The organism is Mycobacterium sp. pW045, from assembly GCF_041287085.1.
GTDB classification, from domain to species: domain Bacteria; phylum Actinomycetota; class Actinomycetes; order Mycobacteriales; family Mycobacteriaceae; genus Mycobacterium; species Mycobacterium algericum_A.
In genome coordinates, this window is the sequence record NZ_JBGGKU010000009.1 from 93,943 (window position 1) to 115,803 (window position 21,861).

General features: G+C 66.8%; 21 protein-coding genes. 13 read left to right on the forward strand and 8 right to left on the reverse strand.

All coding sequences use genetic code 11. The annotated features are described in order from the left end of the window. Positions 1-19 precede the first annotated feature (19 nt). From ACAG20_RS15525 to ACAG20_RS15535, 3 genes are all read left to right on the forward strand, one after another. Positions 20-2,185, forward strand: coding sequence for an acyl-CoA dehydrogenase (locus ACAG20_RS15525; protein ID WP_112685471.1), 2,166 nt, complete (start codon positions 20-22; stop codon positions 2,183-2,185). Between the two features lie 103 nt (positions 2,186-2,288). Further along, complete coding sequence (gene poxB / locus ACAG20_RS15530; protein WP_370493202.1) at positions 2,289-4,025, forward strand: ubiquinone-dependent pyruvate dehydrogenase; 1,737 nt, start codon at positions 2,289-2,291, stop codon at positions 4,023-4,025. Between the two features lie 171 nt (positions 4,026-4,196). Then, a complete protein-coding gene (locus ACAG20_RS15535) occupies positions 4,197-4,664 on the forward strand; it encodes a homocitrate synthase (RefSeq protein ID WP_370493203.1) in 468 nt (155 codons plus the stop codon). Between the two features lie 109 nt (positions 4,665-4,773). Here the strand turns inward: ACAG20_RS15535 and ACAG20_RS15540 are convergent, their stop codons facing one another. Both ACAG20_RS15540 and ACAG20_RS15545 read right to left on the reverse strand, forming a co-directional pair. After that, complete coding sequence (locus ACAG20_RS15540; RefSeq protein WP_370493204.1) at positions 4,774-6,252, reverse strand: cytochrome P450; 1,479 nt, start codon at positions 6,250-6,252, stop codon at positions 4,774-4,776. 131 nt (positions 6,253-6,383) lie between these two features. Next, complete coding sequence (locus ACAG20_RS15545) at positions 6,384-7,859, reverse strand: cytochrome P450 (RefSeq protein ID WP_370493205.1); 1,476 nt, start codon at positions 7,857-7,859, stop codon at positions 6,384-6,386. Between the two features lie 141 nt (positions 7,860-8,000). Between ACAG20_RS15545 and ACAG20_RS15550 the strand changes: the two genes are divergently transcribed. The 6 genes from ACAG20_RS15550 to nrdE all read left to right on the forward strand — a co-directional run bounded on the left by ACAG20_RS15550 (position 8,001) and on the right by nrdE (position 13,420). Continuing rightward, entirely contained in the window at positions 8,001-8,657 is a 657-nt protein-coding gene (locus ACAG20_RS15550; protein WP_112685463.1) for a TetR/AcrR family transcriptional regulator, read from the forward strand. A 46-nt stretch (positions 8,658-8,703) separates the two neighbouring features. Continuing rightward, on the forward strand, positions 8,704-9,576 hold the full coding sequence (locus ACAG20_RS15555; protein WP_112685461.1) for an SDR family oxidoreductase: 873 nt from the start codon (positions 8,704-8,706) through the stop codon (positions 9,574-9,576). Then, a complete protein-coding gene (locus ACAG20_RS15560; RefSeq protein ID WP_370493206.1) occupies positions 9,573-10,121 on the forward strand; it encodes an NAD(P)H-dependent oxidoreductase in 549 nt (182 codons plus the stop codon). The genes ACAG20_RS15555 and ACAG20_RS15560 overlap by 4 nt, the downstream gene beginning before the upstream one ends. Positions 10,122-10,519: 398 nt before the next feature. Then, complete coding sequence (locus ACAG20_RS15565) at positions 10,520-10,759, forward strand: redoxin NrdH (protein WP_013829718.1); 240 nt, start codon at positions 10,520-10,522, stop codon at positions 10,757-10,759. Positions 10,760-10,814: 55 nt separating this feature from the next. Then, a complete protein-coding gene (gene nrdI, locus ACAG20_RS15570; RefSeq protein ID WP_013829717.1) occupies positions 10,815-11,282 on the forward strand; it encodes a class Ib ribonucleoside-diphosphate reductase assembly flavoprotein NrdI in 468 nt (155 codons plus the stop codon). Beyond that, positions 11,249-13,420, forward strand: a complete 2,172-nt coding sequence (gene nrdE, locus ACAG20_RS15575; protein WP_370493207.1) for a class 1b ribonucleoside-diphosphate reductase subunit alpha — start codon at positions 11,249-11,251, stop codon at positions 13,418-13,420. The genes nrdI and nrdE overlap by 34 nt, the downstream gene beginning before the upstream one ends. A gap of 4 nt (positions 13,421-13,424) precedes the next feature. Here the strand turns inward: nrdE and ACAG20_RS15580 are convergent, their stop codons facing one another. Continuing rightward, positions 13,425-13,817, reverse strand: coding sequence for a DUF5997 family protein (locus ACAG20_RS15580; RefSeq protein WP_370493208.1), 393 nt, complete (start codon positions 13,815-13,817; stop codon positions 13,425-13,427). 28 nt (positions 13,818-13,845) lie between these two features. On the opposite strand from ACAG20_RS15580, the gene ACAG20_RS15585 reads away from it, so the two are divergent. Next, complete coding sequence (locus ACAG20_RS15585) at positions 13,846-14,559, forward strand: LysR family substrate-binding domain-containing protein (protein WP_370493209.1); 714 nt, start codon at positions 13,846-13,848, stop codon at positions 14,557-14,559. Between the two features lie 92 nt (positions 14,560-14,651). On the opposite strand, the gene ACAG20_RS15590 is transcribed toward ACAG20_RS15585, so the two are convergent. Beyond that, positions 14,652-15,836, reverse strand: coding sequence for an NAD(P)/FAD-dependent oxidoreductase (locus tag ACAG20_RS15590; protein ID WP_370493210.1), 1,185 nt, complete (start codon positions 15,834-15,836; stop codon positions 14,652-14,654). Between the two features lie 119 nt (positions 15,837-15,955). Between ACAG20_RS15590 and ACAG20_RS15595 the strand changes: the two genes are divergently transcribed. The 3 genes from ACAG20_RS15595 (at position 15,956) to nrdF (ending at position 19,383) form a co-directional block, all read left to right on the forward strand. Continuing rightward, positions 15,956-16,693, forward strand: coding sequence for a TetR/AcrR family transcriptional regulator (locus ACAG20_RS15595; RefSeq protein WP_370493211.1), 738 nt, complete (start codon positions 15,956-15,958; stop codon positions 16,691-16,693). Between the two features lie 88 nt (positions 16,694-16,781). After that, positions 16,782-18,311, forward strand: a complete 1,530-nt coding sequence (locus ACAG20_RS15600; RefSeq protein WP_370493212.1) for a flavin-containing monooxygenase — start codon at positions 16,782-16,784, stop codon at positions 18,309-18,311. A 97-nt stretch (positions 18,312-18,408) separates the two neighbouring features. Then, a complete protein-coding gene (gene nrdF / locus ACAG20_RS15605) occupies positions 18,409-19,383 on the forward strand; it encodes a class 1b ribonucleoside-diphosphate reductase subunit beta (RefSeq protein ID WP_205868819.1) in 975 nt (324 codons plus the stop codon). A 28-nt stretch (positions 19,384-19,411) separates the two neighbouring features. On the opposite strand, the gene ACAG20_RS15610 is transcribed toward nrdF, so the two are convergent. The 4 genes from ACAG20_RS15610 to ACAG20_RS15625 form a co-directional block, all read right to left on the reverse strand. Further along, positions 19,412-20,008, reverse strand: coding sequence for an LLM class flavin-dependent oxidoreductase (locus ACAG20_RS15610; RefSeq protein ID WP_370493213.1), 597 nt, complete (start codon positions 20,006-20,008; stop codon positions 19,412-19,414). Then, the gene (locus ACAG20_RS15615; RefSeq protein ID WP_370493214.1) at positions 19,974-20,354 is read right to left on the reverse strand and encodes an LLM class flavin-dependent oxidoreductase; all 381 of its coding nucleotides are present in this window, start codon (positions 20,352-20,354) and stop codon (positions 19,974-19,976) included. The genes ACAG20_RS15610 and ACAG20_RS15615 overlap by 35 nt, the downstream gene beginning before the upstream one ends. Before the next feature lie 97 nt (positions 20,355-20,451). Continuing rightward, the gene (locus ACAG20_RS15620; RefSeq protein WP_370493215.1) at positions 20,452-21,153 is read right to left on the reverse strand and encodes a nitroreductase family protein; all 702 of its coding nucleotides are present in this window, start codon (positions 21,151-21,153) and stop codon (positions 20,452-20,454) included. Between the two features lie 18 nt (positions 21,154-21,171). After that, positions 21,172-21,807, reverse strand: a complete 636-nt coding sequence (locus ACAG20_RS15625; RefSeq protein ID WP_370493283.1) for an HD domain-containing protein — start codon at positions 21,805-21,807, stop codon at positions 21,172-21,174. Positions 21,808-21,861 lie beyond the last annotated feature (54 nt).

Below are 21,861 nucleotides of genomic sequence, written 5' to 3' on the forward strand. Positions count from 1 at the left end.
ACCGAACAGGAGATCTGCCATGGGCATCGCAGTAACCGACGACCACCGCGAACTGGCCGAGGTGGCCCGCGGATTCTTGACCGCGCAGCAAGCCCGCGCGGCATCCCGTGCGCTGCTGGACGCCACCGAGGAGGGCCGGCCGCCGTTCTGGGGTGAGCTGGCCGCCCTGGGCTGGCTGGGGCTGCATATCGCCGAGGAGCACGGCGGCTCGGGCTTCGGGCTGCCCGAGTTGGTGGTGGTGGTCGAGGAACTGGGCCGGGCGGTGGCGCCCGGACCGTTCCTGCCGACGGTCATCGCCTCGGCGGTGATCGCCGCCGCCGGGACGCCCGAACAGCAGGCCCGGCTACTGCCCGGCCTGATCGACGGCTCGGTGACGGCCGGGGTGGGCCTGGCCGGTGGGCTGGCCCTCGACGGCGGCGTGGCCTCCGGGGACGCCGGGATCGTGCTGGGCGCCGGGCTGGCCGATGTGTTGCTGCTGGCCGCCGGCGAAGACGTGCTGGTGCTCGAGCGAGACCGCGCCGGGGTCAGCGTCGACGTACCCGGCAACCTGGACCCGACCCGGCGCTCCGGGCGGGTCACGCTGACCGGCGTCGGGATCAGCGCCGACGACACGCTGGCCGGTGGGCGTGAGTCGGCGCTGGCGCGGGCTCGGGTGCTGCTGGCCGCCGAAGCCGTCGGTGGGGCCGCCGACTGCACCGACTCGGCTGTCGAGTACGCCAAGGTGCGGGAACAGTTCGGCCGCACCATCGCGACCTTCCAGGCCATCAAGCACCACTGCGCCAACATGCTCGTCGCGGCCGAGTCGGCCACCGCGGCGGTGTGGGACGCCGCGCGCGCCGACGGTGGGGACGAGTACGCCTTCCGGTTGGCCGCCGCGGTCGCCGCCACCCTGGCGTTCCCCGCCTACGTGCGTAACGCCGAGCTGAACATCCAGGTGCACGGCGGCATCGGCTACACCTGGGAACACGACGCCCACCTGCAGTTGCGCCGGGCCCTGACGGTGCAGGCGCTGTTCGGCGGCGATGCACCGGCCCTGGCGGTGTTCGACAGTGCCGCGGCCGGCATCACCCGGGCCAACGACCTGGATCTGCCGCCCGAGGCCGAGGAGTTGCGCACCCGGATCCACGCCGACGCGGTCGAGATCGCCGCGTTGAGCGGCGAGGAGCAGCTGGACCGGCTGATCGCGACCGGCTATGTGATGCCGCACTGGCCCAAGCCGTGGGGCCGGGCCGCCGACGCGGTCGAGCAGCTGGTGATCGAGCAGGAGTTCAGCGCCGCCGGGGTGCAGCGGCCGGACTACTCGATCACCGGCTGGGTGATCCTGACGCTGATCCAGCAGGGCACCGACTGGCAGATCGAGCGCTTCGTGGAGAAAGCGCTGCGCCAGGAGGAGATCTGGTGCCAGCTGTTCTCCGAGCCGGCTGCCGGCTCGGATGCCGCTGCGGTCAAGACCAGGGCCACCCGGGTCGACGGCGGCTGGAAGATCAACGGCCAGAAGGTGTGGACGTCCGGGGCGCACCTGTGCCGGCGTGGGCTGGCCACCGTGCGCACCGACTTCGACGTTCCCAAGCACGCCGGCATCACCATGGTGATCATCGACATGGAGGCGCCCGGGGTCGAGGTCCGGCCGCTGCGTCAGATCACCGGCGGCTCGGAGTTCAACGAGGTGTTCTTCAACGACGTCTTCGTTCCCGACGAGGACGTCGTCGGCGAGGTCAATGAGGGCTGGAAGGTCGCCCGCGCCACCCTGGGCAACGAGCGGGTCAGCATCGGCGGTGGTGGATCCTTCACCGCCGGGGTGGACCAGCACCTGATCGCACTGGCCCAGCAGGGCCGGCAGCCGGTGGCCGACGCCGCGGTGCGGATCGGCCGGTTCGTCGCCGACGAGCACGCGTTGCGGCTGCTGAACCTGCGCCGGGTGGCGCGCAGCATCGCCGGCGCCGGGCCCGGACCGGAGGGCAACGTCACCAAGCTCAAGCTCGCCGAGCACATGGGCGACGGCGCGGCCATCGGGGCGGCGCTGCTGGGCCCGGACGTCGCACTCGACGACGGGCCGGGTGCGATGGCCGGCCGGATGGTGATGGGTGCGCGCGGCATCGCGATCGCCGGTGGCACCTCGGAGGTGACCCGTAACCAGATCGCCGAGCGCATTCTGGGGATGCCCCGCGACCCGCTGATCAAGTAGCGTCTCCTTCACCGCACTTTTTGCGCGAGCGTGCGCGTCCCCGGTCAACACGCCGAGGCCGAAACCGTTTTTGCGCACGCTCGCGCCAGGAAGGGGAGCGTGAATGGCCACCGTCGCCGACCATGTCATCGCCGCCCTGAAACGCAGTGGCGTGCACCGGGTCTACGGGATCCCGGGGGACAGCCTCAACGGGTTCACCGACGCGATCCGTCGGGCCGGCGACTTCGGCTGGGAACAGGTGCGTCACGAGGAGACCGCGGCCTTCGCCGCCGCCGCCGAGGCCGCCATGACCGGTCGCCTGGCGGTGTGCGCCGGTAGTTGCGGGCCGGGAAACCTCCACCTGATCAACGGCCTGTTCGACGCGCACCGCAGCCGGGTGCCGGTGTTGGCGATCGCCGCCCACATCCCGCTGGCCGAGATCGGCTCCGACTACTTCCAGGAAACCCACCCGCAGAACCTGTTTGGCGAGTGCAGTGTCTACTGCGAACTGGTCAGCACCCCCGGACAGGCGCCCCGCATCCTGGAGATGGCGATGCGCACCGCGGTCGAGGAGAACGGTGTCGCCGTTGTCGTCGTGCCGGGCGAGATCTTGTCCGACCGCGTCGACGCCACCGACTGGGGATCGCGACCGGTGACAGCCGCCGGGGTGGTGTGCCGCCCCGACGAACACGGTCTGGCCGCGGCGGCCGGCATGCTCAACGACGCCTCCCGGGTCACCATCCTGGCCGGGGCGGGTGTGGCCGGTGCCCGCGGCCAGGTCATCGAACTCGCGGGCACGCTGGCGGCCCCGATCGTGCATGCGTTGCGCGGTAAGGAGTACATCGAGTATGACAACCCCTACGACGTCGGTATGACGGGACTGCTCGGCTTCGCCTCCGGTTACAAGGCGATCGCCGAGGCCGACGTGCTGCTGATGCTCGGCACCGATTTCCCCTACCAGCAGTTCTATCCCGAGCACGCGCAGATCATCCAGGTCGACATCCGGGGCCGAAACCTGGGCCGGCGTACCCCGATCGATCTCGGACTCGTGGGCACGGTTGCCGACACCCTCGCCGCGTTGCGCCCGATGTTGAACCCCAAGGACGATCGCACCCATCTGGAGCGATCACGCAAGCACTATCGCAAGACCCGCAAGCGGCTCGACTCGCTGGCCTCCAATGATCGCGACCGGACTCCGATTCGCCCCGAATACGTTGCCGCGGTGGCGAATCAACTAGCCGCCGATGACGCTGTGTTCACCGTCGACGTCGGATCCCCGGTGGTGTGGGCGGCGCGCTACCTGACGATGAACGGGCGGCGACGGCTGATCGGGTCGTTCAACCACGGCACGATGGCGTGTGCGCTGCCGCACGCGATCGGCGCCCAGACTGTCGACCGGAAGCGTCAAGTCGTCGCCTTCGCCGGCGACGGCGGGCTGGCAATGTTATTCGGCGAATTGTTGACACTGACGCAGAATCGGTTGCCGGTCAAGGTGATCGTGTTCAACAATTCGTCGCTGAACTTCGTCGAACTGGAGATGAAGGCCGCCGGCATCGTCAATTTCGGCACCGAGTTGCAGAACCCGGACTTCGGCGCCGTCGCGGCAGCGCTGGGCATGTTCGGACGACGGGTGGAGCGGCCCGGCGACCTGGAACCGGCCCTGACCGCGGCGTTCGACCATGACGGGCCGGCCGTGATCGACGTCGTCACCGCCCGCCAGGTGCTGTCGATCCCGCCGGCCATCACCGCCGAACAGGCCAAGGGGTTCTCGCTCTACGCGATCAGGACCATCCTCGCCGGTCGTGCCGACGAACTGCTCGACCTGGTGACCACCAATGTGGCCCGCCGCATCCTGGATTGACGCAAATAATCGGTTGCACACCGACTGGAGCGGGATTAACCTGGCTGGATCATGCGTCATCTGCCTGTAGTAGCGGTCACCCGCAGCGGGGTCTGATCCAGACCGACCCCCCGCTGTGGGTCGGAAGCTACTACCCGTCGGTCGCTCCCCTCGAGCAGAAGAGACCGAGACATGACCAGCACCTCGTTTCAAGACCGATTCGACACCCGGTTACCGCGTGAGCTGCGTGACGTGGCCGCACAGTTGACCTGGGACCGCTTCGTGGCCACCTACGGGCGAGCCGCCGGACCGCTGCGGGTCGGTCGGTGGCGTTGTCTGGACCCCGACCGGCCCGCGGCACGGCTGGGGCCGCAGGGCCGGAGATATCAGGCGACGATCGCCGTCGGCGAGCGGACGGGCACCTGCACCGCGGCGGCGCACGGGCCGCTGGCCGCGCTAACCACCATGCTTCACGACTGCGGAATCACCCTGGAAATTCTGGCTTTCCACCAGCTTCGGTGCGGCGACGAGACCGCCACGTTCATCCACGGCTCCAACGGCCGCACCACGGCGTGGGCGGTCGGCTTTTCCGTCGACGCCGGACGGTCCGCGGTGCAGGCGGTCACCACCTGCGCCAACCGGCTGCTCACGGCAGAGTGACCTGTGGGCGCGTGTGTGCGCAAAAACGGTGCGCGCCGCGGCGTGTCGGCCGGGGACGCGCACGCTCGCGGGAAAGGCCCGCGGGAAAGGCCCGCGGGAGAGGCGCGGGCTAGAGCGGACGCAGTACGATCGGCATCCCGTCCATCGGAATCGGCATGCCGCCGTAGTCCCAGCGCGTCTGGTAACCCGGGTGCGGCAACTCCAACCGATACCGTCGTAGCAGCCGGTGGAGGATCGCCTTGACTTCCAGGCGGCCGAACGTCATCCCGATGCACTTGTGCGCCCCACCGCCGAACGGGTTGAACGCATACCGGTGCTGCTTGTGCTCATTACGCGGTTCGGTGAATCGCTCCGGGTCGAATTTCATTGGGTCCGTCCATAATTCGGGAAGACGGTGATTCACCCCGGGGTAGGCGATGACATTGGTGCCCTTGGGGATGTAGTAGCCCAGCAGGTCGGTGTCGCGGACCGTCTGGCGCATCGCCCACTGTACCGGCGTCACCAGGCGGATCGATTCATCCATGACCAGATCGAGCGATTCCAGCTTCTCCAGCGATTCGATGTCGAGCGGTCCGTCGCCCAAGCGATCCGATTCGTCGCGGCAGCGCTGCTGCCATTCCGGATTGCCCGCGAGGTTATAGGCCATCGATGTGGCCGTCGACGTCGACGTGTCGTGGGCGGCCATCATCAAAAAGATCATGTGGTTGACGATGTCAGCGTCGGTGAACCGGTTGCCGTCCTCGTCCTCGGCGTAGCACAGCGCTGTGAGCAGGTCGTTGCCCTCCTTGCCGCGGTGCTCCCGGACCCGGGCGGTGAAGTAGCTCTCCAGCAGCTCACGCGCCTTGAGGCCACGCCACCAGGTGAAGGGCGGCACGCTGGTGCGGATCACTGCGTTGCCGGCGCGGGTCGTCGTGGTGAACGCCTTATTGACCTTTGTGACCAGCTCGCGATCGGTGCCGGGTTCGTGCCCCATGAACACCAGCGCGGCGATGTCGAGGGTGAGTTCCTTCATCGCGGGGTAGAGCAAAAAGCGCGGGTCGTTGCTGACCCAGTCGTTGGCGATCACCTGGGACGCGACCAAGTCGATCTGTTCGACGTAGCCGACGAGCCGGGGCCGAACGAACGCCTGCTGCATGATCCGCCGGTGGAACATGTGTTCCTCGAAATCCAGCAGCATCAAGCCGCGTTTGAAGAACGGCCCGATCACCGGAACCCAGCCCTGCTGCGAGTAGTCCTTGTCGCGGTTGGCGTAGATGACCTGCGTCGCATCGGGGCCCAGCGCCGCGACGGCGGGCAGCACGGGCGAATCCCCGAATAGCACCGGGCCGTGGGTGTGGTACATGCGCATCAGATAGTCCGGTCCGCCGCGCAGCATCTCGATCATGTGCCCGAGGATCGGTAGCCCGGCGTCGCCGAGGACCGGCTTGAGTCCACTGCCCGGGGGTGGCTCGGCGAGTTGCTTCTCGGGGAACTCCATGGCCAGCAGGCGCTTCTCCAGGGCCGCCATGCCCGGAAAGTTGTTGAACGACGGGGTGAACCGGCGTTTGGCCTGGTCGATCAGGTAGCGCGGGGTGCTGATCGTGGTCACGGACACTCCTTTGACAGGCCGCGGCAAGCAGTGACGGACGTCACTTGATCCCTAATACTTGGGTCAAGTTTGACGCCTGTCAACCGGGCGTGGTGCAGGGTCCGCGGTGCGCGCCGAGGTCGGTGAGTGAATCAGATCGGGCGCAACACGATCGGCATGCCGTCCATCGGCAGCGGCATGCCGGCGTAGTCCCACTTCGGTCGGTAGCCGGGCCGCGACAGCTCCAGCCGGTTGCGGCGCAGCAGCCGGTGCATGACGGTCTTGACTTCCAGCCGCCCGTAGACCATCCCGATGCACTTGTGCGCCCCGCCGCCGAACGGTGCGAACGCATAGCGGTGCTTCTTGTGCTCGGAGCGCGGCTCCAGGAACCGTTCGGGGTCGAACTGGCGTGGGTTGGTGTACAACTCGGGAAGCCAGTGGTTCATCCCCGGCCACAGCGTGATGTTGGTCCCGGCCGGAACGTAGTGCCCGAGCAACTCGGTGTCGCGCACGGCTTGGCGCATGTTGAACGGCAGCGGGGTGACCAGCCGCAGCGACTCGTCCATCACCAGGTCGAGGGTCTCCAGCTTCTCCAGCGCCTCGATGTCCAGCGGGCTGTCGCCGAGCCGCGCCGACTCTTCGCGCGCCCGTTCCTGCCATTCCGGGTTGGCCGCCAGGTGGTAGGCCATGGTGGTCAGCGTCGAGGTCGTGGTGTCGTGGGCGGCCATCATCAGGAAGATCATGTGGTTGACAATGTCGGCGTCGCTGAAGGTGTTGCCATCCTCGTCGGCGGTGTGGCACAACACCGTCAGCATGTCGGTGCCCTCGACGTTGCGGCGCTCGCGCACCCGCTGGGTGAAGTAGTCCTCGAGCACCTTGCGGCCCTGCAGACCCTGCCACCACTTGAACGGTGGCACCGCCGTGCGGATGATCGCGCCGCCGGCCCGGGTGGTCTGCTCGAAGGCGTGGTTGACCTTCGCCACGGTCTTCTGGTCGTCGCGCAGGTTCATGCCCATGAACACCACCGAGGCAACATCGAGCGTCAATTCCTTGACCGCCGGGTAGAACAGGAATCGGGGGTCGTTGGTGGGCCATTTCGCCACGAGCTCGCTGGCGACCCGATCCATGTCCTCGACGTAGCTGGCCAGCCGCGGGCGGGTGAACGCGCCCTGCATGATCCGCTTGTGCGCCAAGTGCTCCTCGAAGTCCAGCAGCATCAGCCCGCGGTTGAAGAACGGGCCGATCACCGGGATCCACCCGGTGGTGGAGTAGTCCTTGTTGCGGTTGGCGAAGACGGTCTCGGTGGCGTCGGGACCCAGCGCGACGACCGAGGACAGGATCGGCGATTCGGCGAAGTACACCGGACCGTGCTTACGGTAGATGTGCATCGCAAAGTCCGGGCCGCCCCGGAACATCTCGACGATGTGGCCCAACACCGGCAGCCCGGAGTCGCCGACGACCGGCTTGAGCCCGCTACCGGCCGGGGGCTCCGCCAGCGTCTTTTGCTTCCAGTCCACGGCGAGCAGCCGCTTCTCGAGGGCGCCCATCCCGGGGATGGTGTTCAGCGTCGGGGTGAACCGGCGCCGGGCCTGGTCGAGGAGATACTGCGGGGTGGTCATGGTCGTCATCGGATGACTACCTCTCGTTCGCGGACGTCGGGTGCGCAGCGGCGATGACGGTCTGTGGCGACCGTCACGTAACCACATCTTCAGATCAAAATTGACGGGTGTCAAGTTTGAATACGGCGCGGCGTGGTGCAAGGTGCAAGGGTGAGCACCGAGCATGACCCGGCCGGGCCGACTCCCGACGGTCTGCCGCTGCGGCGCGGCGACAAGCAACGCCAGGCGATCGTGCAGGCGGTGCGCGAGTTACTGGAGGAAAAACCGTTCGCGGAGCTGTCCGTGAGCACCATCAGCGACCGGGCCGGGGTGGCACGGTCGGGCTTCTATTTCTACTTCGATTCCAAATACGCCGTACTGGCGCACATCCTCGCCGAGGCGAGCCAGGAACTCGAAGAACTGACCCAGTACTTCGCGCCGCGCGGCGCCGAGGAATCGCCGGCGGCATTCGCCCAACGCATGGTGGGCAGCGCGGCGGCGGTCTTTGCCCACAACGATCCGGTGATGTCGGCGTGCAACATGGCACGCAACAGCGACGCCGAGATCCGGGAACTGCTCGACGCCCAGATCGACGCGGTGATCCACCAGATCGTCGGCGTGGTCAACGACGAGATCGCCGCGGGCACTGCGGATCCGATTAGCGAAGATATCCCCGCCCTGGTGCGGACACTGGCTGCGACCACGGGCCACATGCTGTCCGGGGACACCGCGTTCCTGGGGGCCGACGGTGACGTGGGGCGCGGGGTACGGGTACTCGAGGCGCTGTGGCTCACCGCGCTGTGGGGCGGGCACGCCGCGCGGGGTTGAATCATCCGCCGCCGGTGCCGCGACCCGAACGGTAGGGTCTGCACCCATGACACGCGTGGCGCAGTACTACCGGGGCAAGCGGTGCTTCATCACCGGAGCGGCGAGCGGTATCGGCCGGGCCACCGCGTTACAGCTCGCCGAGGCCGGCGCCGAGCTGTATCTGACCGACCGCAACGCCGAAGGACTGGCCGAAACCGTCGCCGACGCGCGCGCCCTGGGAGCCCAGGTCCCCGAACACCGGGTGATCGACATCGCCGATTACGACGACGTCGCCGCGTTCGCCGCCGACATCCATTCCCGGCACGAGCCGATGGACGTCGTGATGAACATCGCGGGCGTGTCGGCCTGGGGGACCGTCGACCGGTTGACCCACGAGCAGTGGCGCAAGATGGTCGACATCAACCTGATGGGCCCCATCCACGTCATCGAGACGTTCCTGCCGCCGATGGTCGCCGCCGGCCGCGGCGGGCACCTGGTCAACGTGTCCTCGGCCGCCGGGCTGGTCGCACTGCCCTGGCATGCCGCCTACAGCGCCAGCAAGTACGGCCTGCGCGGGGTGTCGGAAGTGCTGCGCTTCGACCTGGCCCGACACCGCATCGGCGTGTCGGTGGTGGTGCCCGGTGCGGTCAAGACGGGGCTGGTCAACACCGTCGAGATCGCCGGCGTCGACCGCGAGGATCCGCAGGTGGAGAAATGGGTGGGCCGGTTCGCCGGCCACGCGGTGTCGCCGGAGAAGGCGGCGGAGAAGATCCTGGCGGGGGTGGCCCGCAACCGCTACCTGGTCTACACCTCCGGTGACATCCGGGCGCTGTACGCGTTCAAGCGGCTGGCCTGGCTGCCCTACAGTGCGGCGATGCGCCAGGCCAACCGGGTGTTCACCCGGGCGCTGCTGCCCTCGCAAAAATCCGTGACGAAGTGAGCCGCGATATCACGGTATTGGCGTTGGTCGGCAGCCTGCGCACGGCATCGGTCAACCGCCAGATCGCGCAGTTGGCGGCCGAGGCCGCCCCGGCCGGTGTCCGCGTGACGATCTGCGAGGGGCTCGGCGAGCTGCCGTTCTACAACGAGGACCTCGACACGCCGGCGACGGTGCCGGCCGGTGTGACCGCCCTGCGGGCGGTGGCCGCCGGCGCGGACGCGACCCTGGTGGTCACCCCGGAGTACAACGGCACCATCCCTGGCGTGCTCAAGAACGCCATCGACTGGCTGTCGCGCCCGTTCGGCGACGGTGCGCTCAAGGGAAAGCCGCTGGCGGTGATCGGTGCGGCGCTGGGCCGGTATGGCGGAGTGTGGGCCCACGACGAGACCCGCAAGTCCTTCGGCCTCGCCGGGCCGCGAGTGGTCGAGGAGATCAAGCTGTCGGTGCCGATAGGCACGCTGGAGGGAAAGCATCCCCGCGAGCACGCGCAGCTGGTTTCCGCCGTGCGTGATGTCGTAGCCAAACTGGCCGTCGAAGCGGGCTGAGCGCCGCCGGCGGGTCTTTGCTGGCAACCGGACGCGGGTCCGGTGTCGGGGCGGGGTTGTCGGTGGCCGGTGATAGATCTGTCGTCATGGGGCACCGCCGGAATTTTTGTGATGTGCGACACGCCGAGGCGGCGACGGCGCCAGCCTTACAACCTGCGAATTTCAAGAATGTTGTTCGGAACATCTTGTATGGCTTCTCAAGGCGACCCACTAGGTGTAGTGTTTGAAGCACCGCCAGACCCCGGATCATCGGGCTGACCGAACTGCGGCGAACGGCATCGATTCACTGCCCGGAGCTGCGGTGGAGGCCGGAGATCCAAGGCCTCGGCGGCCCGCTGAAAGTTGTACCTGATCCGTCATCCGTTCGTTGTCGATGATTCGCTGAGGAGTCTGCGCCCATGAGCATCACCGTCTACACCAAGCCCGCATGCGTGCAGTGCAACGCCACCTACAAGGCGCTGGACAACCAAGGCATCGCCTACGAGGTCGTGGACATCAGCCTCGACTCCGATGCGCGGGACTACGTGATGGCGCTGGGTTACCTGCAGGCCCCGGTCGTGGTCGCCGGCGACGAGCACTGGTCGGGTTTCCGGCCGGACCGCATCAAGGCGCTGGCGCAGACCGCGCTGAGCGCGTAAGCGGCCGCCGCATCGGGTACGGGTGGGGTCTGACTGAGAGCTGAAGGGGGTCGCCGTGTCTGCGGATGTCGAGTGCAGCCTGGTGTATTTCTCCTCGGTGTCGGAGAACACCCACCGCTTCGTGCAGAAGCTGCAGCTGCCGGCCATCCGGATTCCGCTGCACGGGCGCATCGAGGTGGACCACCCCTACGTGCTGGTGCTGCCGACCTACGGGGGCGGCCGCGGCACACCCAACATCACCGATGACACCGCGGGCGGCTACGTACCCAAGCAGGTCATCGCCTTTTTGAACAACGAACACAACCGGAACCTGCTGCGCGGCGTGATCGCCGCCGGCAACACCAACTTCGGTGCGGAGTTCTGCTACGCGGGCGACGTGGTCGCCCGCAAGTGCGGGGTGCCGTACCTGTACCGATTCGAATTGATGGGAACCGACGAGGACGTGAAAGCCGTCCGCGCGGGCTTAGCCGATTTCTGGAAGGACGAGGCATGCCACCTACCGCTGCAACTGCAGAGCAGGTAACAGCAACCACCCGCAGCGCTCCGGTGGGCGAGCTGGACTTCCATGCGCTCAACGCGATGCTCAACCTGTACGACGCCGAGGGCAAGATCCAGTTCGACAAGGATGTGCTGGCGGCCCGCCAGTACTTCCTGGAGCACGTCAACCAGAACACGGTGTTCTTCCACAATCAGGACGAGAAGCTCGACTACCTGATCCAGAAGGACTACTACGAGCGCGAGGTGCTCGACCAGTACTCACGCAACTTCGTCAAGTCGCTGCTGGATCGTGCCTACGCCAAGAAGTTCCGGTTCCCGACATTTTTGGGTGCGTTCAAGTACTACACCTCCTACACGCTGAAGACCTTCGACGGCAAGCGCTATCTGGAACGGTTCGAGGACCGGGTGTGCATGGTGGCGCTGACGCTGGCCGCCGGCGACACCAAGCTGGCGGAGCAACTGGTCGACGAGATCATCGACGGCCGCTTCCAGCCGGCCACCCCGACGTTCCTGAACTCCGGTAAGAAGCAGCGCGGCGAGGCGGTCAGCTGCTTCCTGTTGCGCATCGAGGACAACATGGAGTCGATCGGTCGCTCGATCAACTCCGCGCTGCAGCTGTCCAAGCGCGGCGGGGGAGTGGCCTTGCTGCTGACCAACATCCGTGAGCACGGCGCCCCGATCAAGAACATCGAGAATCAGTCCTCCGGCGTCATCCCGATCATGAAGCTGCTGGAGGACTCGTTCTCCTACGCCAACCAGCTCGGCGCCCGCCAGGGTGCCGGGGCGGTCTACCTGCACGCCCACCACCCCGACATCTACCGGTTCCTGGACACCAAGCGGGAGAACGCCGACGAGAAGATCCGGATCAAGACGCTGAGCCTGGGCGTGGTGATCCCCGACATCACCTTCGAGCTGGCCAAGAAGAACGAGGACATGTACCTGTTCTCGCCGTATGACGTCGAACGGGTCTACGGCGTCCCATTCGCCGACATCTCGGTCAGCGAGAAGTACTACGAGATGGTCGACAACTCGGCCATCCGCAAGACCAAGATCAAGGCACGCGAGTTCTTCCAGACCGTGGCCGAGCTGCAGTTCGAGTCCGGCTACCCGTACGTGATGTTCGAGGACACCGTCAACCGGGCCAATCCGATCGACGGCAAGATCACCCACTCGAACCTGTGCTCGGAGATCCTGCAGGTCTCCACCGCGTCGGAGTACAACGACGACTTGAGCTACGCCAAAGTGGGCAAGGACATCTCCTGCAACCTGGGCTCGCTCAACATCGCCAAGGCGATGGACTCGCCGGACTTCGGCCAGACCATCGAGGTCGCCATCCGGGCACTGACCGCGGTGTCGGACCAGACCCACATCTGGTCGGTGCCCTCGATCGAACACGGCAACAACGAGTCACACGCCATCGGGTTGGGCCAGATGAACCTGCACGGCTACCTGGCCCGGGAGCACATCCACTACGGCTCCGAAGAGGGCATCGACTTCACCAACATCTACTTCTACACCGTGCTGTATCACGCGCTGCGGGCATCGAATCGTCTTGCGCTGGAACGGGGTCAGGCGTTCAAGGGATTCGAGAAGTCGAAGTACGCCACCGGAGAGTTCTTCGAAAAGTACATCGAGCAGGTGTGGGAGCCGAAAACGGGCACTGTTCGGCAGTTGTTTTCCCAAGCCGGCATCCGGATCCCGGACCAAAGCGATTGGCAGCGACTGAAGGAATCGGTGCAGGCTCACGGGATCTACAACCAGAACCTGCAAGCGGTTCCGCCGACCGGGTCGATCTCCTACATCAACCACTCGACGTCGTCGATCCACCCCATCGTGTCGAAGATCGAGATCCGCAAGGAAGGCAAGATCGGCCGGGTCTACTACCCGGCGCCGTATATGACCAACGACAACCTGGAGTACTACCAGGACGCCTACGAGATCGGCTACGAGAAGATCATCGACACCTACGCGGCGGCCACCCAGCACGTGGACCAGGGGCTGAGCCTGACGCTGTTCTTCAAGGACACCGCCACCACCCGCGACGTGAACCGCGCGCAGATCTACGCCTGGCGCAAGGGAATCAAGACGCTGTACTACATTCGGCTGCGGCAGATGGCGCTGGAGGGCACTGAGGTGGAGGGTTGCGTCAGCTGCATGTTGTAATGGCTCAGCCGCGCTTCTCGCGAGCCTGATCCGCGCGCAGCGCCTTGAGGCGTCGCTGCTCGCGCAGCACCTCCTGGTAGCTCTCACGTTCGGTGGCCAGCCACGGCGGCTTCTCCTCGAGCAACGCATTGATCTGCTCGGTGGTGAGTGCATTGTCGACACCGTTGCGTGCCAGGGCGGCGATCGAGACGCCCAGCTTGGCGGCGACCAGGTTTTTTGGATGCGGCCCGTTGCGGCGGAGGTCTTGGAGCCACTGCGGCGGATCCGCCTGCAGGGCGGCGAGTTCGGTGCGGGTGATCGCGTTCTCCTGAAACTCGGCCGGCGTCGCGGGCAAGTACACATCCAGCTTCCTGGCCGCGGTGGCGGGTTTCATGGACTGCGCGTTCGGCCTGCTCATGCAAGCAGCGTATCGGTAGCCTGATGCGGTGACGCCGCGCTCTCTCACCCTCGGGTACGTCCCCGGCGGCACACCTGCGAAGTGGGCCCGGATCTGGGCGGAGCGCCACCCCGAGGTGCCGCTGCACTTGCACCTCGTCGCCGCGGCAGATGCTCCCGGCGCGGTGCGGGCCGGCACCGTCGATGTGGCGCTGTTACGGCCGTCGGGCGACACCGCCGGGCTCGCCGTCATCCCCCTTTACCGCGAGACGACGGTAGCCGTGGTGCCCAAGGAGCACGTCTTCACTGCTGCCGAGGAGATCACCGCCGCGGACCTCGACGGCGAGCCGATACTGCTGCCACTCGATGACGTCGTCGGCTGGGCGGGCGCTCCCGGCACCCCGATCGATCATCGACCTGAAACCACCAGGGATGCAATCGAACTCGTTGCTGCAGGCCTCGGAGCGCTGATTGTTCCGCAGTCGCTGGCGCGGCTGTATCACCGTAAAGACCTGACCTATCGCCCGATCACCGACGCGCCCAGCTGCCCCGTGGCGCTGGCCCTCCCGGAAGGGTCGGAGTCGGAACTGGTCGATGAGTTCGTCGGCATCGTGCGCGGCCGCAAGCCTGGTTCCTCACGGGGACAGGCCCGGCCGGCACCCAAACGCACCGCCCGGGAGAAGACCCTCGCCAAGCAGGCCGCCCGCGCCGCGGCGGGTAAGGGCGCAAGGAAACCGGGGCCGGGCCGGCGCGGTCGAGCCTGACACAACCAGGCTCCATAGCCGCGAGAGTGAATCCGGCGACGCGCCAGCGGCGTGGTGCGTCGTGAGATTCCCACTCGGCGCCGCAGACCGGCTCAGTGGCTGTGGTCCGGGCGTCCATCGGACTTGGCGTACAACCGGTTGAGCAGCACGTCACGGAAGCGCGCGTTGTCCAGCAGTTTGAGGCCAGCGTTGGCCACCGCCGGCCGACCGGCCAGCTTGTGGAAGAACCGGCCACGCCGGTACTCCCGGCCCCAGGCGGCTTGCATCCGCTGGGCGTAGTTGGTGAAGTCGTCTGGGCCGGCGTTGGTCAACGCCGCCACGGCGCACTCACCGGCGGCCAACCCCGATTCCAGCGCCTTGGAGATCCCGGCGCCGGAGGTCGGCCGGCCCGCACCCAGTGAGTCGCCGACGAACAACACACCGGGACGCCACGGCGGCCACGCGGTGAAACCCATCGGCAGCCGCCAGGCCCGCACCGTCTTGGACTGCTTCAGCTCGGTGATCGAGGGCAGCTCCCACTCACGCGGGAGGGTCTCCAGGAATTCGCCGAGGAAGTGCGTGGCATTGATGGCCTGCCAGTTCTTGTAACTGTTGACATAGCCCAGGCCGATGTTGACCCGTCCGTCGCCCAGTGGGAACACCCAGCCGTAGCCGGGCAGCTGGTCGCCTTCGAACACCAGCTTCAGGTAGATGTCGAGCGAGTCGACGTCGGGACGCACCGCCGGCATCTCGGCGCGGATCGCGATCGCGGAATAGCCGTTGTAGTCCGAGTCCAGTTTCAGCGCGCGCTTGATCGGTGAGTAGGCGCCGTCGGCGGCGATCACCGCGTCGGCCAGCACCTGCTCGCCGCTCTTGAGCAAGACCCCGGTGACCCGGCCGGAATCGTCGAGAATCGGCGCGCTGGCCTCGGCCGATTGACGGACTTCGGCGCCGGCGGACTCGGCGTGCTTGAGCAGCAGGGTGTCCAGCTCGGGCCGACGCGCGACGTAGCCGTGGTCGGGCATTCCGGGGCGGCGCGGAAATGACAGTTCCCACTCGCTGGGGCTGAACACCTTCACCCGGTTGACCTGGTGAAACTTGGCGACCTGTTCGGCCAGCCCCATCTTCTGCAGATAGCTGACCGCGCGGGCGGTCAGCCCATCACCGCAGGGCTTGTCACGGGGGAAATCGGCCTTGTCCACGATGACGACGCTCGCGCCGGCCTGACGGGCCTGCCAGGCCGCTGCCGATCCCGCCGGGCCGCCGCCGACGATGGCCAGGTCGAATCGTTGGGTCACCACATCTCGTCTCAAATATGCGCGTCATCACGCCGCGGGAACTGTCTATCGATGCTAACGGACCAGGTCACCGCGCGGTCTCCCCAGGTCAGCCACGGCAACGCGGTAAGGTGCTTGACGTGCGCGGAACCAGCAGGCCCAAGCCGGCCGACAACGGCGGGCAAAAGGTCGATGCGCGCAGTGAGCGGTGGCGCGAACACCGCAAGAAGGTCCGCGGCGAGATCGTCGAGGCCGCCTTCCGCGCGATCGACCGGCTCGGGCCCGATGTGAGTGTGCGGCAGATCGCCGAGGAAGCCGGTACCGCCAAGCCCAAGATCTACCGCCACTTCGCCGATAAGGACGACCTGTTCGAGGCGGTCGGGACCAGGCTGCGCGACGACCTGTGGGCAGCGATCTTCGCCTCCATCGACGTCGCCACCAATTCGCTGCGCGACATCATTCAGCGCAGCGTCGAAGAGTATGTAACGCTGGTCGACGAGCACCCCAATGTGTTGCGGTTTTTCATCCAGGGGCGGGTCCGCGCGCAGTCCGAGTCGACCATGCGGACGCTCAACGAAGGCCGCACGATCACGCTCGCCATGGCCGAGATGTTCCGCAACGAACTGCGGGATCTCGATCTCAACGGGGGCACGCTGGAACTGGCGGCCTTCGCGGCATTCGGTACGGCGACCTCGGCCACCGACTGGTGGCTGGGGCCGGAACTGGACAGCCCGCGGCGGATGCCCCGCGACACCTTCGTGGGCTACCTGACGACCATCATGATCAGCGTCGTCAACGGCACCGCGGAGAGCCTCGGGATCGCGATGGACCCCGGTCAGCCCATTCATGACGCTGTGCGACGCCGGCCGGTCGCCTGAGCTGTCGACGGGGTGCGTTGACACCCACCGCGGCCGTGGTGAGACTGGAAGATACCCAGTACCGGCGTTCCCGGAAAAGTGGTGTGACATGTCCGTTGTCAAGCAGGAAGCCGATCGTCCGGCGGGTGAAGCCGTCGGCGACAAGCCCGTGGAGACCCGCGCACTCATCATCGGAACCGGATTCTCGGGCCTGGGCATGGCCATCGCGCTGCAGAAGCAGGGCGTGGAGTTCCTGATCCTGGAGAAGGCCGACGGCATCGGGGGAACCTGGCGCGACAACACCTACCCCGGCTGCGCCTGCGACGTCCCGTCGCACCTGTACTCCTTCTCCTTCGAGCCGAAGGCGACCTGGAGCAAACTGTTCTCGCCGCAGCCGGAGATCCTCGATTACCTGCGGGGCGTCGCTGACAACCACGGACTGCTCCGCCACATCCGGTTCGGTTCGCACGTCGACCGGGCGCACTGGGACGACGACGAATTCCGCTGGCATGTGTTCACCACCACCGGCCAGGAGTTCGTCGCCCAGTTCTTGATCTCCGGGGCCGGAGCCCTGCATATCCCGCGATTGCCCGACATCGACGGTATGGACGAATTCACCGGCGCGGCTTTCCATTCCGCGCAGTGGGACCACGGCGTCGACCTGGCCGGCAAGCGAGTCGCGGTGATCGGCACCGGTGCCAGCGCCATCCAGATCGTGCCCGAACTGGTTCGCGATGGCGCCAAGGTGGCCCAGGTGCAGCTGTACCAGCGCACCCCGCCGTGGGTGGTGCCGCGGCCCAACAGCCCGTTTCCCAAGGCGCTGCTGACCGCGTTCTCGACCATCCCGGGGCTGCGGCGTGCGGTGCGCGCCGGGATCTATTGCTGGCTGGAGGGGCTGGGCTACGCCATGACCAGGCGACCGGGCCTGTTGCGTGCGGTCGAGCTGGTCGGCCGCTGGAACATCCGCCGCAATGTCGGTGACAAGGAACTGCGCCGCAAGCTCACCCCGAACTATCGGGCAGGCTGCAAACGAATTCTCTATGCGCCCAACTATTACCAGGCGGTCGCCAACCCGAAGGCAAAGCTGATCACCGAGCGCATCGAGCAGATCACCGCCGGCGGTATCGTCACCGCCGACGGCGTCGAGCACCCCTGTGACGTCATCGTCTACGCCACCGGCTTCCACGTCACCGACTCCTACACCTACGTCGACATCAAGGGGCCGGGCGGCGAGGACCTGGTGGACCGCTGGAACACCGAAGGGGTGGTGGCGCATCGGGGCATCGCGGTCGCCGACATGCCCAACCTGTTCTTCCTGCTGGGCCCCAACACCGGCCTGGGGCACACCTCGGTGGTGATCATGATCGAGTCGCAGATCCACTACGTCGCCGAAGCGATCGCGGCGGTCGACGCCGTCGGGGCGCGGGCGCTGGCGCCGACCCGTACCGCCCAAGACCGTTTCAACGACGAGCTGCAGCGGCAGCTGGGCGCGTCGGTATGGAACACCGGCGGCTGCCGCAGCTGGTACCTCGACGAGCACGGCGTCAACCGGACGCTGTGGAGCGGCATGACATGGCAGTATCGCCGGGCCACCCGCAAGCTGCGCCCGGATGAGTACCGCTTCTGCGGGGCCGGCTGACGCGACACGCAGACACAACTTCTTGTGTTGCCACGGGTTGTCGGCCCCCAGGGGTAGTGTCGGAGGCCTAGCTTTCCGAGTGTGAAATGGGGTTCTGGTGAGCGAGAAACTGAAGCTGATCGACCGGGTGTCAGCGATCAACTGGAACCGGGTGCAAGACGACAAGGACCTCGAGGTCTGGGATCGCTTGACCGGAAACTTCTGGCTACCCGAAAAGGTGCCGGTCTCCAACGACCTGCCCTCCTGGGGGACGCTCACCGACGAGGAGAAGCAGCTCACCATGCGGGTCTTCACCGGCCTGACGCTGCTGGACACCATCCAGGGCACCGTCGGCGCCGTCAGCCTGATCCCCGACGCGCTGACCCCGCACGAGGAAGCGGTCTACACCAACATCGCGTTCATGGAGTCGGTGCACGCCAAGAGCTACAGCCAGATCTTCTCCACGCTGTGCTCGACCAATGAGATCGACGAGGCGTTCCGCTGGTCGGAGGAGAACGGCAACCTGCAGCGCAAGGCCGCCATCGTCATGCAGTACTACCGCGGCGACGAGCCGCTGAAACGCAAGGTGGCCTCCACGCTGCTGGAGAGCTTCCTGTTCTACTCCGGCTTCTACCTGCCGATGTACTGGTCGAGTCGGGGCAAGCTGACCAACACCGCCGACGTGATCCGGCTGATCATCCGCGACGAGGCGGTGCACGGCTACTACATCGGCTACAAGTTCCAGCGTGGGTTGGCCATGCAGGACGAGGCCAAGCGCGCCGAGCTCAAGGACTACACCTACGAGCTGCTCTTCGAGCTCTACGACAACGAGGTCGAGTACACCCAGGATCTCTACGACGGGGTGGGCCTGACCGAGGACGTCAAGAAGTTCTTGCGCTACAACGCCAACAAGGCGCTGATGAACCTCGGCTACGAGGCGCTGTTCCCGCGCGACGAGACCGACGTCAACCCGGCGATCCTGTCGGCGCTGAGCCCCAACGGCGACGAGAACCACGACTTCTTCTCCGGATCGGGTTCGTCGTACGTGATCGGCAAGGCCGTCATCACCGAGGACGAGGACTGGGAGTTCTAAAGGCCCGTGGCGTGGCGGCCGGGGAGCATCAGGTCCGGCCACCGGGGACATCGCTCAGCATGCCGCGACTCCGTTCGCGGATTTCCACCGCGGTCTCGAGCATCTGCTGGGTGCTGGTGAACCAGTCCTGCAGGTTGAGGTCGACGATCAGCTCATCGGCGCCGCCCTCTTCGGCGGTTCGCACGTCCTGCATGACCTGATCGAGGGTGCCGACGAACGCCGACCGCCCCAACCCGGCCGGCCGGTCGGTGAAGGTGACGTTGCCGACCACGACCATCTCCATCCGGCTGGTGTCCCGGCCTGCCGCAGAAGCCATTTCGCGGACACGGTGCCAGCCTGCACGCAGTTCGGCGGCGCCCGCCGGCCCGGGTGTAGTCAGCACCGGCAGCCATCCGTCGGCGCGTTCGGCGATGCGCTGCAGGGCTTTGGAACTGGTTCGGCGACCGAGATTGCTGCCGCCGCCGCCCAGCAGCACGGGGATTCTCGACACGGGCTTGGGGAGCACGGCGGCACGGTCGACGGCAACGCGCGGACCCCGGACGGTCACCGGGTCGGGCCCCCACACCGCAGCGAAGACGTCCAGCGTCTCGTCAAAGGAATCGACCGCGATCCGCTCGGCCGGCACCGGTGGCCCGCAGTTCGTCGGTGGACCAGCCCGAACCCACACCCGCGACCACCCGCCCACCGCTGATCTGATCGACGGTCGCCAATGCCTTCGCCAGCTGGACCGGGGTGTGCAACGCCGCGATCAGCACAGCGGTGCCCAGACGCACCCGCTCGGTGGCCAAGGCAGCTGCGGTGAGCACTGTCAGGGGATCGGCCGCCTGCCGCGAGGCCTCCGGCCATTCCGCGACTGTCGGGCTGTACGGCTCGGCGGGCGACTCCGGAAACAGCAGTCGTTCGTAGGTCCACAGACTGGCATACCCGGCCGCCTCGGCAACCCGGGCGGCCTCGACCACGTCCCGTCGCAAGTCGACTCCCAACCTCTGCGGCAGCCGCAGCCCGAGCCTCAATGGAGTCCTCCCGGTGATGGCGGGGCGGGAGATCGCGCCCCGGAACGCAGCGGTCTCAGCCGACCGTGGCCAGGTCGGACGCCAAGTAGTCGTGCGGCCACAACGGCTGCGGGACATCGACGCCGAACGGCGCACCCCAGCGGTTTCTGGATGAAACCTCCTGCACGGGACGCCGATTGGCGGCGACGCCCCACTTGCCCCGCGGATAGCCGAGCGCGAGCATGGCCGACATCGTCCAGCCTTCTGCAACGGGCACGCCCAGCAATTCGTTGACGCGGTCGGTGAAGTTGCGGAGCACCATCGTCATTACCCCGCCGACACCCTCGGCGCGGGCCGCGAGCAACGCGCTCCAGATCGCCGGGTAGATGTTGGCCCCGCCGAGATCGTCGATGGCGAAGACGAACAGCAACAGCGGAACTTCCTCGAAATGGTCGGCCAGGTAATCCCCGGAGCCCCTCATCCGGCGCATGGTCTCGGCATGCTGGGTCGGATCCGCGCCGGGACCCGGAGCGACCATCGGTCCCGTCCCGGTCGCAAACTTCTCGTATTCGACGGCACGGGCCTGTCGAAACAACTGGGCCAGCTCGCGTTTGAGTTCCGGGTCATCGACGGCGAGGAAGTGCCAGCGTTGGGTGTTTCCCCCGTTGGGGGCGCGTACGGCGGCGTCCAGGATGCGGGCCTGGGTGTCCAGTGGAATCGGATCGGGTCGCAGCCGCCGCATCATCCTGGTGGTGTACAGCGCTTCGTGGATCTCCATGTTGCCTGCTCCTTTCCGCTACTCGGGCCATGGGCTGTTGAGAATGGCCTCGACCAGGTTGCCGCGCTGGAAGGCGGGATCGAAGTGGGCCAGCACGTCATCGTTCATCGTCCCGAAGGTGGTCTCCGGACGGTGCTTCATGCCGTTGTGGAACGCCGCCAGAATGCGGTTTTTGAAGTCGGGGCGCGGATGGGCGGCGACCACCGCCTCGATGTGCGCCGCGTCCAGATCCGCCCGGCCCACACCGACCACATCGGTCTTGACACCCGCTGCGAGCAGGTGTGTTTCGGTATCGAGGCGGGCGGTGATCTCTGGTGTCGTGTGTAGCGCAATACCGAGCCACACCCGGTCGGCGTCGGACGCCGTTACACCGCGCTGCACCAGGAACTCACGTGCCGCGTCGGCGCCGTCGATCTCGAAACGCTGGGTCGAATTCCGGTAGCGCGCGGTGAGGCCGAAGTCGTGAAACATCGCCGCCACATACAGCAGTTCCAGATCTGGTTGTCGCCCGAGCCGGCGACCGTGCAGCGCGCCGAACAGATACACCCGTCGGGAGTGGTGGAAGAGCACATCGTCCTCGGCACTGCGAATGAACTCGGTCGCCTCGCGGGCGAGCGCGGTGTCGGGTACGACGACGTCAGCTACGGTCTCGATCCGTTGAGTGGTCACGGGCGGTCTCCTTGCTAGCCGGACAGGAACCAGCTTGCC

Coding starts and splice junctions, on each gene's coding strand:
- ACAG20_RS15545 (WP_370493205.1), bottom strand. CDS start 7,859: ATGACGACCATGACCACCCCGCAGTATCTCCTCGACCAGGCCCGGCGC.
- ACAG20_RS15620 (WP_370493215.1), bottom strand. CDS start 21,153: ATGGAGATCCACGAAGCGCTGTACACCACCAGGATGATGCGGCGGCTG.
- ACAG20_RS15535 (WP_370493203.1), top strand. CDS start 4,197: ATGACCAGCACCTCGTTTCAAGACCGATTCGACACCCGGTTACCGCGT.
- ACAG20_RS15555 (WP_112685461.1), top strand. CDS start 8,704: ATGACACGCGTGGCGCAGTACTACCGGGGCAAGCGGTGCTTCATCACC.
- ACAG20_RS15580 (WP_370493208.1), bottom strand. CDS start 13,817: ATGAGCAGGCCGAACGCGCAGTCCATGAAACCCGCCACCGCGGCCAGG.
- ACAG20_RS15565 (WP_013829718.1), top strand. CDS start 10,520: ATGAGCATCACCGTCTACACCAAGCCCGCATGCGTGCAGTGCAACGCC.
- poxB (WP_370493202.1), top strand. CDS start 2,289: ATGGCCACCGTCGCCGACCATGTCATCGCCGCCCTGAAACGCAGTGGC.
- ACAG20_RS15525 (WP_112685471.1), top strand. CDS start 20: ATGGGCATCGCAGTAACCGACGACCACCGCGAACTGGCCGAGGTGGCC.
- ACAG20_RS15600 (WP_370493212.1), top strand. CDS start 16,782: ATGTCCGTTGTCAAGCAGGAAGCCGATCGTCCGGCGGGTGAAGCCGTC.
- nrdE (WP_370493207.1), top strand. CDS start 11,249: ATGCCACCTACCGCTGCAACTGCAGAGCAGGTAACAGCAACCACCCGC.